Source organism: Micromonospora sp. BRA006-A, assembly GCF_033433935.1.
In the GTDB taxonomy this organism is placed as follows: Bacteria; Actinomycetota; Actinomycetes; order Mycobacteriales; family Micromonosporaceae; genus Micromonospora; species Micromonospora aurantiaca.
Genome location: NZ_JANCLW010000001.1, coordinates 2,575,425 through 2,591,441, shown reverse-complemented (window position 1 = coordinate 2,591,441; position 16,017 = coordinate 2,575,425). Strand labels below are relative to the sequence as shown.

At 74.5% G+C, this 16,017-nt stretch carries 15 protein-coding genes; 1 reads left to right on the top strand and 14 read right to left on the bottom strand.

Translation table 11 applies throughout. The features are described 5' to 3' along the window. Positions 1–8: 8 nt before the first annotated feature. On the top strand, positions 9–899 hold the full coding sequence (locus tag NMK34_RS12365) for a septum formation family protein (protein WP_318333494.1): 891 nt from the start codon (positions 9–11) through the stop codon (positions 897–899). Between the two features lie 43 nt (positions 900–942). Here NMK34_RS12365 and NMK34_RS12360 read toward each other — a convergent pair whose 3' ends face one another. The 14 genes from NMK34_RS12360 to NMK34_RS12295 all read right to left on the bottom strand — a co-directional run. Then, complete coding sequence (locus NMK34_RS12360) at positions 943–2,691, bottom strand: M28 family peptidase (protein WP_318333493.1); 1,749 nt, start codon at positions 2,689–2,691, stop codon at positions 943–945. Between the two features lie 236 nt (positions 2,692–2,927). Then, positions 2,928–4,547, bottom strand: a complete 1,620-nt coding sequence (locus tag NMK34_RS12355; RefSeq protein ID WP_412098872.1) for an RsmB/NOP family class I SAM-dependent RNA methyltransferase — start codon at positions 4,545–4,547, stop codon at positions 2,928–2,930. Then, positions 4,544–5,470: a methionyl-tRNA formyltransferase gene (gene fmt, locus NMK34_RS12350; RefSeq protein WP_318336331.1), complete on the bottom strand. Its 927-nt coding sequence runs from the start codon at positions 5,468–5,470 to the stop codon at positions 4,544–4,546. The genes NMK34_RS12355 and fmt overlap by 4 nt, the downstream gene beginning before the upstream one ends. 5 nt (positions 5,471–5,475) lie before the next feature. Continuing rightward, entirely contained in the window at positions 5,476–6,036 is a 561-nt protein-coding gene (def, locus tag NMK34_RS12345) for a peptide deformylase (protein ID WP_318333492.1), read from the bottom strand. A 42-nt stretch (positions 6,037–6,078) separates the two neighbouring features. Further along, on the bottom strand, positions 6,079–7,341 hold the full coding sequence (locus NMK34_RS12340) for a cytochrome P450 (RefSeq protein WP_318333491.1): 1,263 nt from the start codon (positions 7,339–7,341) through the stop codon (positions 6,079–6,081). Positions 7,342–7,435: 94 nt separating this feature from the next. Next, positions 7,436–8,416, bottom strand: a complete 981-nt coding sequence (locus NMK34_RS12335; protein ID WP_318333490.1) for an AAA family ATPase — start codon at positions 8,414–8,416, stop codon at positions 7,436–7,438. Positions 8,417–8,645: 229 nt separating this feature from the next. Continuing rightward, positions 8,646–10,649, bottom strand: a complete 2,004-nt coding sequence (locus NMK34_RS12330; protein WP_318333489.1) for a primosomal protein N' — start codon at positions 10,647–10,649, stop codon at positions 8,646–8,648. A gap of 59 nt (positions 10,650–10,708) precedes the next feature. Further along, entirely contained in the window at positions 10,709–11,914 is a 1,206-nt protein-coding gene (gene metK / locus NMK34_RS12325) for a methionine adenosyltransferase (protein WP_135239432.1), read from the bottom strand. An 82-nt stretch (positions 11,915–11,996) separates the two neighbouring features. Continuing rightward, entirely contained in the window at positions 11,997–13,205 is a 1,209-nt protein-coding gene (gene coaBC, locus NMK34_RS12320; RefSeq protein WP_318333488.1) for a bifunctional phosphopantothenoylcysteine decarboxylase/phosphopantothenate--cysteine ligase CoaBC, read from the bottom strand. Between the two features lie 14 nt (positions 13,206–13,219). Beyond that, on the bottom strand, positions 13,220–13,486 hold the full coding sequence (gene rpoZ / locus NMK34_RS12315) for a DNA-directed RNA polymerase subunit omega (protein WP_013285517.1): 267 nt from the start codon (positions 13,484–13,486) through the stop codon (positions 13,220–13,222). Positions 13,487–13,489: 3 nt separating this feature from the next. Further along, positions 13,490–14,041: a guanylate kinase gene (locus NMK34_RS12310; RefSeq protein WP_318333487.1), complete on the bottom strand. Its 552-nt coding sequence runs from the start codon at positions 14,039–14,041 to the stop codon at positions 13,490–13,492. A gap of 25 nt (positions 14,042–14,066) precedes the next feature. Next, positions 14,067–14,384 carry an integration host factor, actinobacterial type gene (gene mihF / locus NMK34_RS12305; RefSeq protein ID WP_013285515.1) on the bottom strand — a complete coding sequence of 106 codons (318 nt, stop codon included), beginning with the start codon at positions 14,382–14,384 and terminating at the stop codon, positions 14,067–14,069. A 175-nt stretch (positions 14,385–14,559) separates the two neighbouring features. After that, positions 14,560–15,402: an orotidine-5'-phosphate decarboxylase gene (gene pyrF, locus NMK34_RS12300; RefSeq protein WP_318333486.1), complete on the bottom strand. Its 843-nt coding sequence runs from the start codon at positions 15,400–15,402 to the stop codon at positions 14,560–14,562. Positions 15,403–15,489: 87 nt separating this feature from the next. Continuing rightward, on the bottom strand, positions 15,490–16,017 hold a 528-nt coding region (locus NMK34_RS12295; RefSeq protein WP_318333485.1), incomplete at its 5' end, for an aminotransferase class III-fold pyridoxal phosphate-dependent enzyme.

The following is a 16,017-nucleotide window of genomic DNA, read 5'->3' as shown; positions in this document are numbered from 1 at the left end:
CGGTCGGGATGCGGCGATGGCGGGTGGCGGTCACCGTGGGCGCGGCGCTGGCGCTGGCGCTCGGCGGCTGCGCCGCGCCGGCCGGAGTGGACCGGGACCTGGTCGACGACTGGCCCGCGTTCGCCGCGCCGGTCGGGTTCGTGCCGCAGTCCGGCGCCTGTCATCCCACCGTCGCCGACGTCGGCTACCTCAGCGGCTACCAGCCGGTCGACTGCGCCACCCCGCACCGCACCGAGACGCTGCACGTGGGCACGATGACCGGCGCGGAGGCGGAGCGGTCCGCGCCGCCGCGTACCGGATCGGCGGGGATGCGTGCCGCGCACGCCGAGTGCGCCCGCGAGGTCACCCGTGCCGTCGGCGCGGACTGGCGCTCCGGGCGGCTGCGCCTGGCGGTGGTCTTCCCGTCGGCGCTCGCGTGGTCCGGCGGGGCGCGCTGGTACCGCTGCGACGTCGCCGAGATCGGCGACCTGGACGAGGGTGCCGTGTCCCAGCGCACCGGCAGCCTGCGGGGGGCGTTGAAGCCCGGCTCGAAGCTCGCGCTCGGCTGCTTCAACCCGAAGCTGAGCAAGGACGAGGTGCAGTCGATGCGGCCGGTGGCCTGCACCAGCAAGCACCACGCCGAGTTCGTCGGCGTCTACCAGGCGCCGGACATCAGCTACGCGGAGTTCGACCGCACGCCGCTGCGCGCGCACAAGGCCTGCCGCGGCCTGATCGCCGAGTACGCCGGGCTGCCCAACGACGGCAACATGCAGTACCGGGCCGGCACCATCATCTACCACCCGTACGAGGAGCAGTGGCGCGACGGCGACCGGGGCGTGCAGTGCTTCCTGTGGGTCTCCGGACGGTCGCTGACCCGCTCGGTCAAGGGCGCGGGCGCCAAGGCGCTGCCGATCAACTGAGAACCGGGCGGGGCGGGCCGGCGCCCACCCCGCCCGGTACCGCTCAGCCGACCTGCAGCGTCACGTCGTCCACGACGAAGCTGGTCTGCAGCGAGGAGTCCTCGACCCCGGTCCACTTCAGCGTGACCGTCTGACCGGCGTACGCGGCCAGGTTGAAGGTGCGCTGGGTGTAGCCGGTGGCCTTGTTCAGGTTCGAGTACGTGGCCAGCGTGGTCGAACCGACCTGCACGGTGAGTTTGTCGTACGCGGTCGAGCTGGTCGTCTCGGCCGAGTCGATGTGCAGCCAGAACGAGAACGTGTAGCTGCTGCACCCGGACGGCAGCGTGACCGACTGGGACAGCGTGTCGGTCCGCGAGGAGCCGTACCCGTTCATCCACGCCTTGTACGACCCGGTGCGGGCCGCCTGGCTGGAGCTGTTGGTGATCACGCCGGAGCTGGCCGTCCACGGCGTGGTGCCGGACTCGAAGCTGCTGTTGCCGATGAGCTGCCCGCCGGTGCAGCCGCCGCTGCCGCCGGTCACGGTGAGCGTGTAGCTCGCGGTGCGGGTGGCCGAGCCGGTGCCGGTCACGGTGAGCGTGAACGTGCCGGTGGTGGCCGTCGACGAGGCGGTGACGGTCATGGTGGCCGAGCCGCCCGAGGTGACCGAGGACGGGCTGAAGCTCACCGAGACGCCGCTCGGGGCGCCGCTGGCGGACAGCGCCACGGTCTGCGCGCTGCCGGCGGTGGTGGCGGTGCTGACCGTGGCGGTGGTGGAGCCGCCCCGGGCGACGCTGCCGGAGGTGGGGCTCACCGAGACGGAGAAGTCGTTGGAGGGCGTGCCGCCGCCGACCGCGAGCTGCCAGATCGTGTACGCGACGCCGTCCGCGGCCCGGTTCAGGATCGTCGTGTTGATGTTGCTGGTGTTGTCGCAGGAGCGGTGGTAGCACCCGTCGTACGCCGCGCCCGCGGTGCCGCCCCACTTGCCGGCCTGCGCCGAGGTCTTGGTGTAGCTGGCGCCCGCCGCGTAGCCGGAGGTCTGGATGCCGGCGTTGGCGAACGAGTAGTCGTCGGAGCGGCCCTGGCCCTCGGTGTTCTCCTCCGGCGAGATGCCGAACGAGTCCCAGTACGCCTTCAGCGGCGCGGCGGTGGCGGAGGTGATCCGGTTGATGAAGTAGCCGCCGTTGGGCGAGCCCACCATGTCGAAGTTGTAGTAGCCCTTGATGTAGCCGCGCTGGGTGGAGCTGAGCTGGTTGACGTAGTGCTTGGAGCCCTGCAGGCCCTGCTCCTCGCCGTTCCACCAGGCGAACCGGACCCGCTTGGTCATGGTCGGGTTCTGCGCGGCCAGCACCAGCGCGTTCTCCAGCAGCACCGACGAGCCGGAGGCGTTGTCGTTGATGCCGGGGCCGGCGGAGACGCCGTCGAGGTGGGCGCCGAACATGACGACCTGGTCCGAGGGGCCCTGCGGCCACTCGGCGATCAGGTTGTTGCCCGGGTAGGTGCAGGTGGAGCAGTTCTGCTCGGTGACCGTGTAGCCGGCGGCCTGGAGCTTGCCCTTGACGTAGTTGACCGACGCCGTGTAGCCGGCCGAGCCGGAGCGCCGGTTGCCGCCGTTGCTGGTGGCGATGGAGTTGAACTGGGTGAGGTGGGCCTGGATGTTGCTCAGGGAGACGTCCGGCGCGGCGAGTGCGGCGACGGCCGGGGCGGGGGCGGCGGCCGGGGCGGGCGCGGCGGAGGCGGTGCCGGCCAGGCTCGCCGTCGTCAGGGTGGCGACGAGGGCGAGCGCGAGGCTCGTGGTCGGCGTTCTGCGTCTCATGGAGACTCCTCGTGGGGGTTCGGCGGGCGGGGGTGCCGGGACCGGTGGTCGAAACAGTTACATGCATCGATCGAACAGTCAACGGGCTGTCACATCCCACCGGCCCCCTCCCCCCACCGGGATGCCGCACACGCTCCATCCCTCCCCATTTCTCCCACGACGATCAAGGAGTTCGTGTCCGGGCACGGCGGCCCCGGGGACACGAACTCCTTGATCGACTGCGAGGGGAAGGTCGATCAGACCCGGCGGAGGACCGCCAGGAACATGGCGTCGGTGCCGTGGCGGTGCGGCCACAGCTGCACCGTGGGACCGTCACCCAGGCCCGGCATCCCGGCCGGCAGCAGCGGCCGCGCGTCGACGAAGTCGACGCCGAAACCGCACCGCCGGGCCGCCTCGGTCACCGTCACGTGCGTCTCCACCACGTGCGGCGAGCAGGTCACGTACGCGACCAGGCCACCCGGCCGGGCCGCCCGCAGCCCGGCGGTGAGCAGTTCCCGCTGCAACCGGGTCAGCGGCGGCAGGTCCGACGGCTGGCGGCGCCACCGCGACTCCGGACGGCGGCGCAGCGCGCCCAGCCCGGTGCACGGCGCGTCCACGAGCACCCTGTCGAAGTGCTCCTCCGGCAGCTTCGGATCGCCGCCCACGCTGCGCCCGTCGGTGTGCAGCACCGTCACCGGCAGTCCACGGGTGGCCTGTGCGACCAGCCGCGCCCGGTGCTCGGCCACCTCGACCGCCGTGAGCCGCGCGCCACGAATCGCGGCGAGCGCGCCGAGCAGGCCGGACTTGCCGCCCGGACCGGCGCACAGGTCCAGCCAGCGGCCGTCCGGGCCGTCCAGCGGCGCCGCCGTCAGCGCGTCCGCCACCAGCTGGGAACCCTCGTCCTGCACGTGCGCGCGGCCGTCGGCCACCGCCGGCAGGTCACCCGGCGCGCCGCCGGGCAGATAGACCGCGTACGGCGAGAACGCACCGGGCGCGCCGCCCACCTCGTCGGCCAGCGCCACCGGATCGGCCAGGCCCGGCCGGGCGCACAGGTGCACCGGCGGGCGCTCGTTGTCCTCGATGAGCAGCCGGGTCGTCTCGCCCATGTCGCCGCCGAGCGCCTCGGCGAACGACCGCACGATCCACTGCGGATGGCTGTACGCCAGCGCGAGGTGCCCGATCGGGTCGGTCTCCTGCGCCGGGGCGAGCTTCGCCACCCAGGCGTCGGCGTCCCGGCTGGTGATCTCCCGCAGCACCGCGTTGGCGAACCCGGTGGCGCCCGGCCCCACCGACCGGACCAGGTCCACTGTGGAGGACACCGCGGCGTGCGCGGGCACCCGGGTGTGCAGGATCTGGTACGCCCCGAGCCGCAGCGCGTCGCGCACCGGCGGGTCGATGCGCTGCACGTCCCGCCCGGCCGCGTCGGTGACGATCGCGTCGAGCGTGCCGGTGTGCCGCAGCGTGCCGTAGGTCAGCTCGGTGGCGAACGCGGCGTCCCGGCCGGTCAGCCCGGCATCGCGCAGCATCGCCGGGAGCACCAGGTTGGCGTACGCGTCGTCGCGGTGCACCGCCGCGATCGCCTCGTACGCGATCTGCCGGGGCAGGTCGACTGCCGGACGGGCCGGACGCCCGCCCCGCCGGTCCCCACCGAACCGGTCCCCGCCACGCCGGTCGCCGCGCTCACGGTCACCGCCGAACCGGTCGCCGGCACGCCGGTCCGCGGCGGGCCGGTCGGAGCGCTGCCGGGCGCCGCGCTCACGGTCACCGAACCTGTCGTCGCCCCGGCGCTCGCCGCCGGGCCGGTCGCCGTGCTCACGCGCGTACCCCCCGGGACGCTCGCCCTCGACGGGCCGGTCCGGGCGCTGCGGCCCCGTCACGCGAACACCTCGCCGGCGGTGACCCGGGCGCCGCGCGCCCAGTCGCCGGCGGGCATGGCCTTCTTGCCGGCGGCGCGCACCTCGCCGAGGCGCACCGGCGTGGTGGCGGTGCCGACGAGCACACCGGACTTCTCCACGTGCAGCTCCCCCGGCTTCAGCTCCGGGCCGTCGGGCAGCGGCGTGACCGGGCCGAGCTTGACCCGGTCGTCGCGGAACATGGTCCACGGGCCGGGCGCGGGCGTGCAGGCGCGGATGCGCCGGTCCACCGCGAACGCGGGGTCGCCCCAGCGGACCCGGGCGTCCTCCACCGTCAGCTTCGGGGCGAGCGAGACGCCGTCGGCCGGCTGCGGCACGGCCCGGGCGGTGCCGGCGCCGATCGCGTCGAGCACGGCGACAAGCAGCCCGGCGCCGGAGTGCGCGAGCCGTTCCAGGAGGTCACCGGAGGTGTCGGCGGGCCGGATCTCGTCGGTGACGGTGCCGTAGACAGGGCCGGTGTCCAGCCCCTCCTCCAGCTCGAAGACGCTGGCCCCGGTCAGTTCGTCGCCGTGCAGCACGGCGTGCTGCACCGGCGCGGCGCCGCGCCAGGCGGGCAGCAGCGAGAAGTGCAGGTTGATCCAGCCGTGGCGGGGGATCTCCAGCGCCACCGGCGGCACGAGCGCGCCGTAGGCGACCACCGGTACGCAGTCCGGCGCCAGCTCGCGCAGCCGGTCGAGGAACTCCGGCTCGCGCGGACGGGCCGGGGTGAGCACCTCGACGCCGTGCGCGTCGGCCCACGCGCCGACGGGCGAGCGGACCAGTCCCCGGCCCCGCCCGGCCGGGGCGTCGGGGCGGGTGACCACGGCGAGCAGCTCGTGCCCGGAGGCGGCGATCGCGTCCAGGGCGGGTACGGCGACGGCCGGCGTGCCGGCGAAGACCAGGCGCATCCGGGTCACCGCCCCAGGCCGAACGGGTTGCCGGCGGCGTGCGGGCTGAGCTTGACCGTGGGCGGCGCGGCCTGGTCGTACCAGTCGGCCTGGCGGATCGCCTTCATGGCCTCCTTGCGACCGGCCGCGTCGAGCCGGTCGACGAAGAGGACGCCGTCGAGGTGGTCGGTCTCGTGCTGCACGCAGCGGGCCATCAGGCCGGTGCCGACGATCTGCAACGGGTCGCCGTAGCCGTTGAAGCCCTTGGCGATCACGTTCTGCCGGCGCTTGGTGTCGAAGTAGAGCCCGGGGATGGACAGGCAGCCCTCCGGGCCGTCCTGTTCCTCCTCGTCAGGGAACTCCAGCACCGGGTTGACCAGGTGGCCGAGGACGTCGTCGACGTCGAAGGTGAACACCCGCAGGCCCACCCCGAGCTGCGGCGCGGCCAGGCCGGCCCCGCTCTGCTCGCGCATCGTGTCGGTCAGGTCGGCGATCAGCTTGCGCAGCTCGGCGTCGAAGTCGACGACCGGGTCGGCCGGCGTGCGCAGCACCGGATCGCCGAACAGACGGATGGGCTGGACGGTCACTCGGCGTGGCTCCTTGTCTGGGTCGAACGATGCGCGTCCAGTCTACGGAGTCGGCCCGGCCGCCCCGGGTCGCGTACCGGGAACGGTGACCGGGGCCGCCTCCCGCCCCACGGCCACCGGCAGCGTGGCGTGACCACGCAGGGTGAGCCGGACCCGCCGCTCGGGCCGGCCCGCCACCGCCAGCCCGGGCACCCGGCGCAGCAGCAGCGGGAACGCCACCTGCGCCTCCAGCCGGGCCAGCGCCGCGCCGAGGCAGTAGTGCGGCCCGGCGCCGAAGGACAGCGGCGCGATCTGCGCCCGCCACGGGTCGAAGCGGGCCGGCTCGGGATAGCGGCGGGGATCACGGTTGGCCGCGCCGAGCAGCACGATGACCCAGCTCTCGGGCGGCAGGTCGACGTCGCCGTAGCGGGACGGCGCGGTGCTCATCCGCGAGGTGAGCTGCACCGGCGAGTCGTAGCGCAGCAGCTCGTCGACGTAGGCGGGGGCGAGGTCGGGCCGGTCGCGCAGCGCCGCCGCGGCGCGCGGATGCTCCAGCAGCGCCACCAGGCCGTTGCCGAGCAGGTTGGTGGTCGTCTCGAAGCCGGCCACCAGCAGCACGATGAGGTTGGCCAGCAGCTCGTCGCCGGAGAGCCGGTCGCCGCCGTCGTGCGCCTGGACCAGCGCGGTGGTGAGGTCGTCGGCCGGGGCCCGGCGGCGGGCCGCCACCAGCTCGGTGAAGTAGTCCCGCAGCTCGGTCGCGCCCCGGTCGGCCACCGCCAGCTCGTCGGCGGTGATCTCCGGTTCGAGCACGCCGGTCAGGTCGGTGGCCCAGCGCCGGAACAGCGGCCGGTCCGCCGCCGGCACGCCGAGCAGCGCGCAGATCACGCCGACCGGCAGGGGGTACGCGAACGCGGCCATGAAGTCGACCGGCCCGTCGGCGGCGAGCATCGCGTCGACCAGCTCGTCGGCCTGCGCCCGCACCACGTCGCGCATGGCGGCGATCCGGCGCGGGGTGAACGCGCCGGCGGCCAGCCGCCGCATCCGGCTGTGGTCGGGCGGGTTGGTGCGCAGCATCGACCGGGAGATCGACAGCACCGCCGGGCTCTCCCGCCAGCCCGGCATGAACTGGTCGCGCAGCGCGTCGTCCATCACACCGAAGCGCGAGTCGCGCAGGATCGCGTCCGCCTCCGCGTAGCCGGTGACCACGTAGAAGACCGGCCCGGCCTGGACCACCGGGCCGTGCGCGCGCAGCCGCTCGTACGTCGGATAGGGGTCGAGACGACCCTCGGGGGACATCAGCAGCGCGAGCGCGTCCGTCGGATCCACGATTCCGCCTCCCCAGGCATCGGAGGCCTTCATCATGCTCCGGCCCGCCGGATCGGGTGAACCCTCGCCGGAGAGGTGGCGGTGTCCGCGGCGGTCAGGCGCCGGCGCCCGGCTCCCCGGCGAGCACCGGGCCGCCGCCGAGCAGCGCGTGCTCCGGCAGCGGCAGCGTGATGCCGTGCGCGTCCTCCCAGTCGTGGATGAGCCCCGGGCGGGCCTGCGCGGTGAAGAAGTCGACGGCGCTGATCCCGCCGACCACCGGCTCGTCCACCTCGGCGACCAGGCGGGCCGCGACCATCGGCAGGCCGGCGCGCACCGCCGCGCTGAGCCGCCGGTGCCCGTCGACGACGAAGAAGTACTCGCCGGTGTAGCCGATGCTCAGCGGCTCCGGCTCGCCGTCGCTGCCGGCCGTCTCGGCGGCGGCGTCGGCGTCCCAGAGGCCGCGCAGCGTCGACACGTCCTCGGTGGGGTACACCCGGTTCGGGTCGAGCAGCAGCAGCGGGCGGCCGGCACGCAGCACGTCCGCGCCGAGGCGGCCCTCGTAGACGTCGATGACGTGCGCGATGACCTGCTCCGGGTTGGCCCGGGTGGTGTCGCAGACCAGGTCGTAGTTGCGCAGGCGGGCCTTGTCGACGCCGTACCGGACGATGAACCGGCCGCGCTCGCTCTCGCTGCGCTCGCGCAGCTTGGCGCGCGCCTCCTCCAGCGACGTGTAGCTCTCGGCCGGGCCGGACGGGCGGGCGAGCACGCGCCGGGCCGCCTCGGTCGGCTCGGTGATCATGTGCACCTTGAGCGCGTCGGTGAAGAAGTGCCAGGCCAGGCGGGAGTCCATGACCAGGGACTCACCCGAGGCGGCGATGTCGCGCTGAAGCTGGTCGACGTAGCCGTCGACGGCCTGGTCCAGCTCGGCGTGCAGGTTGAGCTGGAGGGCGGTCATCTGCCGCTCCTGGGCCATCTGGCGGTACAGGTCGCCGACGCTGACCCGGCGCAGCCCGAGCCGCTTGGCGATCTCGACCGAGACGGTGCTCTTGCCACTGCCGAGGTCACCGTTGAAGACGATCGACTGACGAACGGTCACGACTGGTCCACCCCTGCTCACCGGCTGACTGACGACATCGAATCCGTGTCGGCCCGACGTGCTCTGGCACCCGCCGCGCCGCGTCCCGCGCGGGAAAACCGCGCGGCTGGGCATGACGGGCGATGCTATCACCGCCCGCTACTCGATTGCCGGACCAGGTGTGCGGCAAACCCCAGGTCACGACCGTGCGCGAGGGTCCGCGTGCGCACTGTCACGCGGACGCGTCCGATCAGAACAGCGTGAGCGGATCGACCTGGAGCCGTACCGGGTCGGCGGCCTTGCGGGCGCTGCGCTGCCCGGCGGCGGCGTGCAGCGCCTCGGCCATCGCGGCGGCCCGGGACCGGGGCACGCGGACCAGCATCCGCTCACGGCCCTCGTCGGCCGGCACCGGGCCGAGCACCTCGGCGTCGCCCGGCAGCCGGGCACCGGCGAGCAGGTCGGCCACCGCCTCGGCCGCGCCGGTGACGCTCGCCATCCGGACCGCCGGGGGGAATCCCAGCTCGCGCCGCTCGGCCAGTTCCCGGGCCGCGAACCAGGCGGAGTCCCAGCGCAGCAGCGCCTGCACCGGGGCCAGCGCGCCGTCCGCGACCACCACCACCCGGCCACCTGCCGTACCGGGCCGGGCCAGCGCGGCGGCCGCCATCCACCGCCGCAGCGCCTCCTCGCCGGCCCGCAGGTCGGCCCGGGTCAGCAGCGCCCACGAGTCCAGCAGCAGCACCGCGCCGTATCCGCCCTCGGCGACCGGCTCCGCGCCCGGGGTGGCGATCACCAGCCCGGCTCCGCCCGGCACGCTTGCCAGCACCTCCTCCCGCCCCGAGGTCCGCACCGGCACGCCCGGGAACGCCCGGCCCAGTTCCTCGGCGGTCCGCCGGGCACCGGTCACCGAGGCGCGCAGCCGCCGCCCGCCGCACTCCGGGCAGGCGTACGCGGCGGCCACCCGGCCGCACCAGCGGCAGGCGGGCGTGCCCTGCGCCGACGGCAGCGCGAGCGGCCCCGCGCAGTGCGGGCAGCGGGCCGGGGCGCGGCAGTCGGCGCAGGCCACCGACGGCACGTAACCGCGGCGCGGCACCTGCACCAGCACCGGCAGGTCCGCACGCAGCGCGTCCCGGGCGGTGGTCCAGGCCAGGCTCGGCAGCCGCGCCGAGGCCGCGCCGGGGTCGCGGGCCAGTTGCGGGTCGTCGCCGGTGGGGGCCAGGGCCGGGGTACGCGCGCGCACCACCGCCCGGTCGGCCACCACCTCGCGCGCCCAGCCGGTCTCCACCAGCAACTGCGCCTCGGCGGTACGCGCGTACCCGCCGACCAGTGCGGCGATGTCGCCGATCTGCGCCCTGGTGAGCAGCACGTCGCGGGCGTGCGGGTAGGGCGCGCGCGGTTCGGCGTGCAGGTCGTCGCCGTCGTCCCAGATCGCCACCAGGCCGAGCCGCCGCACCGGGGCGAACATCGCCGCCCGGGTGCCGATCACCACGTCCACCTCGCCCGCCCGGGCGGTGAGGAAGGCCCGGTAGCGGCGGGCCGGACCGTCGGCGGCGGCGAGCCGGACGTGCCGCCCCGCGCCGAGCACCGCGGTCAGGGCGGCGTCGAGGCGGTCCAGGTCGCGGGCGTCGGCCACCACGACCACCGCCCCACGGCCGCCGGCCACCGTGGCGGCGACCGCGTCGGCGTACCTGTCGGCCCAGTCCTCCCCGGGCAGCGCCGACCAGACCGCGCGGGCGGGCCGGCCGTCGGTGAGCGCGCGCAGCAGGGCCGGCCCGGCCGGGTAGTCCCGCCAGCCGCGCGGATCCACCTCCGCCCGGCCACCCGGCCGGGCGCCCGCGTCGGCGTCCTCGGCCGGTCCGCCGTCGGGCGCGGTGCCGTCGGCGGGGCTGCCGGTGGGTTCGGTGCCGTCGGTGGGGCTGCCGTCGGGCGCGGCCGCGGTGACGGCCTTCTCGGCGCGGGCGTGCCGGGGCGGCACCGCCAGCCGGAGCACGTCGGCGAGGCTGCCCGCGTACCGGTCGGCGACCGCGCGGGCCAGCCGCGCCACCTCCGGGGACAGCACCGGCACCGGGGAGACGACCTTCTCCAGGTACGCGAGCTTCGGGTGCTCGGACGACTCGGCGCGCTCCAGCAGCCAGCCGTCGACGAGCTGCCCGGCGAAGCGCACCTTCACCCGCACCCCGGGCCGGGCGTCGGCGTCGAGCCCCTCCGGCACCAGGTAGTCGAACGGGCGGTCGAGGTGCGGCAGCGGCACGTCCACGCAGACGCGCGCGACCGGCGACCCCGGTGCGGGTCGCCGGTCGCGGCGCGTGGTGGTGGTCAGGCTCCCGCGGCCGACTTGAGGTCGGCGGCCCGGTCGGTGCCCTCCCAGGTCAGCTCCGGCAGCTCCCGGCCGAAGTGGCCGTACGCGGCGGTCTGCTGGTAGATCGGGCGCAACAGGTGCAGATCCCTGATGATGGCGGCCGGACGCAGGTCGAACACCTCGGCCACGGCCTTCTCGATCGAGGCGACGGGCACGGTCTCGGTGCCGAACGTCTCGATGAACAGGCTCACCGGGTGTGCCTTGCCGATCGCGTACGCCACCTGCGCCTCGCACCGCTCGGCCAGCCCGGCGGCCACGACGTTCTTGGCGACCCAGCGCATCGCGTACGCGGCCGACCGGTCGACCTTCGACGGGTCCTTGCCGGAGAACGCGCCGCCGCCGTGCCGGGCGTACCCGCCGTACGTGTCGACGATGATCTTCCGGCCGGTCAGGCCGGCGTCACCCATCGGGCCGCCGATCTCGAACCGCCCGGTCGGGTTGACCAGCAGCCGGTAGCCCTCGGTCTGCAGGCCGAGGCCCTCCAGCTCCGGGGCGATGACGTGGTCGCGGATGTCCGGGGTCAGCAGCGACTCCAGCGAGATGTCCGCCGCGTGCTGGCTGGACACGACGACGGTGTCGAGCCGGACCGGGCGCAGCCCGTCGTACTCGATGGTGACCTGGGTCTTGCCGTCCGGCCGCAGGTACGGGATCGTGCCGTCCTTGCGGACCGCGGCGAGCCGGCGGGCCAGCCGGTGCGCCAGCGCGATCGGCAGCGGCATCAGCTCGGGCGTCTCGGAGCAGGCGAAGCCGAACATCATGCCCTGGTCACCGGCGCCCTGCGCGTCCAGCGCGCTCTCCGACCCGCCGGTACGCAGCTCGAAGGCGTTGTCGACGCCCTGGGCGATGTCCGGCGACTGTGCGCCGATGGACACGCTGACGCCGCAGGACGCGCCGTCGAAGCCCTTCTTCGACGAGTCGTAGCCGATGCCGAGGATGGTCTCGCGGACGATGGTCGGGATGTCGGCGTACGCCTTGGTGGTCACCTCGCCGGCCACGTGCACCTGACCGGTGGTGATCAACGTCTCCACCGCGACCCGGCTGTGCGGGTCCTGGGCGAGCAGGGCGTCGAGAATGCCGTCACTGATCTGGTCGGCGATCTTGTCCGGGTGGCCCTCCGTGACCGATTCGGACGTGAAGAGACGTGTCACGGCACTCCTAAGCATGTGAAGACTTTTAAAGGTCGCTCGGCGGCAGTTTAGTCACCGTCGTTCCGCCGTGACCCGATGAACGCGGGTCGACCAACCGTCAGGAACGTGACGGCAGCCGCGGACAGACGAGGTCCCAGACGGCGTCGGCCAGGGCCTCCTTGGGCTGCTCGGGCAGCCGGTGCACGGCACCGTCGGCGCCGATCACGGTGGCCGCGTTGGTGTCGGCGCCGAAGACCTTGTCCACGCCGACCTCGTTGACCACGATCATGTCGGCCCCCTTGCGGGCCAGTTTGGCCCGGCCGTTGGGCTCCGCGTCGTCCGTCTCGGCCGCGAAGATCACCAGCACCTGGCCGGGACGGCGACGCCGCCCCAGCTCGGCGGCGATGTCCGGGTTGGTGACCAGCTCGATGGTCGGCGCGACGCCGTCGTCGGACTTCTTGATCTTCCCGCTGGCGTAGCTGGCGGGCCGGAAGTCGGCAGGCGCGGCGGCCATCACCACGGCGTCCGCGTCGGCCGCCGCCGCGAGCGTGGCGGCGCGCAGTTCCTCGGTGGTGCCCACCCGGACCAGGTCCACCCCGGCCGGGTCGGGCAGCGCCACGTTCGCCGCGACGAGCGTGACCCGGGCGCCCCGGGCCACGGCGGCGCGGGCGAACGCGTACCCCTGCTTGCCGGACGACCGGTTGCCCAGGAACCGGACCGGGTCCAGCGGCTCCCGGGTGCCGCCGGCGGTGACCACCAGGTGCCGGCCGGCCAGGTCGGCCTCGGCCTCGACGCCGCGGGCCAGGGCCCGGCGGGCCACCGCGAAGATCTCCGCCGGGTCGGGCAGCCGGCCCTTGCCGGTGTCCCGCCCGGTGAGCCGGCCCACTGCCGGCTCGATCACGCGGACGCCGCGCGAGCGCAGCGTGGCCACGTTCGCCACGGTCGCCGGGTGCTCCCACATCTCGGTGTGCATGGCCGGGGCCAGCAGCACCGGGCAGCGCGCGGTCAGCAGCGTGTTGGTGAGCAGGTCGTCGGCGAGACCGTGGGCGGCCTTGGCGAGCAGGTCGGCGGTGGCCGGCGCGACCACGACCAGGTCGGCGTGCTGCCCGAGCCGCACGTGCGGCACCTCGTGCACGTCGGACCAAACGTCGTCGGAGACCGGCCGGCCGGACAGGGCCGCCCAGGTCGGCGCCCCGACGAAGCGGAGCGCCGAGGCGGTCGGCACCACCCGGACCCGGTGACCCGACTCGGTGAAGAGCCGGAGCAGCTCACACGCCTTGTAGGCGGCGATGCCGCCGCCGACCCCGAGGACGATCTCGGCGGGCATCGGCGCGGGCGCGGTTACGGCTGGTCGGTCGGCTCGGCGGTGAGCAGGCCCGCGTTGATCTCGCGCATGGCGATGGAGAGCGGCTTCTCCTGCGGGGTGGTCTCCACCAGCGGGCCGACGTACTCCAGGAGGCCCTCACCGAGCTGGCTGTAGTAGGCGTTCACCTGCCGGGCGCGCTTGGCGGCGAAGATGACCAGCGCGTACTTCGAGGTGGTCTTCTCGAGCAGCTCGTCGATCGGCGGGTTGGTGATGCCCTCGGGGTTGGTGGCGATGGATCCCACGAATTAAACCTCTGCGTCTCGTGCGCCGCCCGCGGGCGGTCGGGCCGGAGCCAGGAAGGACGAACCGAGCAATCCTACCAGCTCCGCCGCGGCGCGCTCGGTGTGGTCGTGTGCCACGGCGTGGGCGAAGACGGCCGCGACGTCCGGGTCCGCCCGGTACGCCGGCGGCGCGAGCAGCACCAGCCGGGCGCCGGGCGCCGCCGCCCGGACCGCCAGGGCGCCGCCCAGGTCCAGCGGCAGCAGCACCGGCCGGCCCTCGGCGAGCCGCGTCCGCACCCCGGTCCGGGGCACCCCCCGGCGGTACGGCCCGATCCGGCACCACTCCAGCAGCTCCCCGGCGGCGATCAGCCGGTCGAAGCCGGGCGCGTCGAGGAAGACGCGGTCCACGCCGTCGCGCTCGTCCGGACGGGGTGGGCGGGTGGTGGCGACCACCGGCACCCAGACAGACGCAAGGCGCGCCCGGACCGCCTCGACGACACTGCTCCGGCCGGCCCCGGAGGGACCGGACAGGACAGTGAGCCGAGCCGCCGAGCGCGCCTCGTCATCCGTGCTCACCGCTTGTTTCTACACGGCGGGCCGTTCAGTTGGCGGCGAACTCTCCGAGCAGAGCCTTGCGCTGCTGCTCGCCGAGGCCGCGCAGGCGACGGCTGTCCGCGATCTTGAGCTTCTCCATGATCTGGGTGGCCCGGATCTTGCCGATGCCCGGCATCGCCTGGAGCACGGCCGAAACCTTCAGCTTGCCCACGACGTCGTCGGACTCGGCCCGCTCGAGGACGGTGGCGAGGGTGGTCTTGCCCTGCTTGAGCTGCTCCTTCAGCTCAGCGCGGGCCTTGCGGATCTCCGCGGCCTTCTCCAGCGCGGCAGCGCGCTGCTCGGGGGTCAGTGACGGGAGCGGCACCAGTTCTCCTCAGGTCCCTAGTACGGCGGGCTGAGCGCCCCACCGCATCTGTGAAACGTGGTGTCGCTGGCAACCAAAGGGGTCCGTGGTTCCCAGCGCGGGGAAAACTAGCGGTCAACGGAGATTTCGGCAACGTGGACGCGCGATGATCAACCCAAAGTGACCGAGCCGTCAGTCAGTCCGCCGTGCCCAGGGCGGCCCGGCAGTCGGCCAGCACCCGCTCGGTGGCGGCCCGCAGGTCGGCCGGGTCGGGGCCCGCGCCGAGCACCTCCCGGGAGTACGAGGGAAGCACCGACGGCAGCGCGGCGCCGAACACGGTACGCAACCCGGCGGGCGTTCCGCCCTGCGCGCCCAGCCCCGGCGCGAGCAGCGGACCGTTCACCGAGTCCAGATCGTGACCGGTCTCACCGATCGTCGCCCCGACCACGAGACCGAAGCTGCCGAGTGGTTCCGCACCCCTGTTGAGCTGGGAAATCTCGTCGATCACGGTCTGCGCGACGGTGCGCCCGTCGGCACCCACGGCGCGCTGCACGGAGGCACCCTCCGGGTTGGAGGTGAGCGCCAGGACGAAGACCCCGCCGCCGTGCTCGGCGGCGGTGGAGAACATCGGGGCGAGCGAACCTACTCCCAGGTAGGGGCTCGCGGTGACCGCGTCGACATACAGAGGGCTGGATGGATCGAGATAGGCCGACGCGTACGCGGCGACCGTCGAGCCGATGTCGCCGCGCTTCACGTCAAGCAGAGTGAGCGCTCCCAAATCTCGCAACTGTCGGATAGTTGACTCAAGCACGCCGACACCCCGGGCGCCGAAGCGCTCGAAGAACGCCGACTGCGGCTTGACCACGGCGACCCGGTCGCCGATCGCCTCCACCACGGTGCGGCAGAACCGCTCCAGGCCCGCCACGTCGTCGGACAGGCCCCAGGCGGTCAGCAACCCGGGGTGCGGGTCGATGCCCACGCAGAGCGGCCCTCGTTCCGCCACGGCCCGGTGCAGGCGGGCGCCGAACGTCTTCTCCATCGCGTCTCTCCCTCTCCCCGCGGCCACGGGCCGCCTGGCGTGTCCGGCGACGGGCCTTCCGTCGCGCCCTGTCGTAACCGGCCGGGCTCAGCCGGCCTTGACCGCCGCGGCCACTCCGGCCGCGATCCGCGCCACGTCCACGGCGTCGCAGACGTACGGCGGCATCGTGTAGACGAGATCCCGGAACGGGCGCAGCCACACCCCCTCGGCCACCGCGGCGGCTGTCGCCCGGGGCAGGTCCACCTCGTGGTCGAGCTGCACCACCCCGATCGCGCCGAGCACGCGGACGTCGGCCACGCCGGGCGCGCCCCGCAGCGGCTCCAGACCGGCCCGCAGGCCCTCCGCGATACCCGCCACGCGTCCCGCCCAGTCCCCGGCCCGCAGCAGGTCCAGGGAGGCGTTGGCGACGGCACAGGCGAGCGGGTTGCCCATGAACGTCGGCCCGTGCGCCAGCACCCCGTCGGCGGAGATCGCCCTCGCCACCTCGGGCGTGCACAGCGCCGCCGCGAGTGTCAGGTAGCCGCCGGTGAGCGCCTTGCCGACGCAGAGCACGTCCGGGGCGACACCGGCGTGCTCGGCGGCGAACATCCGGCCGGTCCGGCCGAAGCCGGTGGC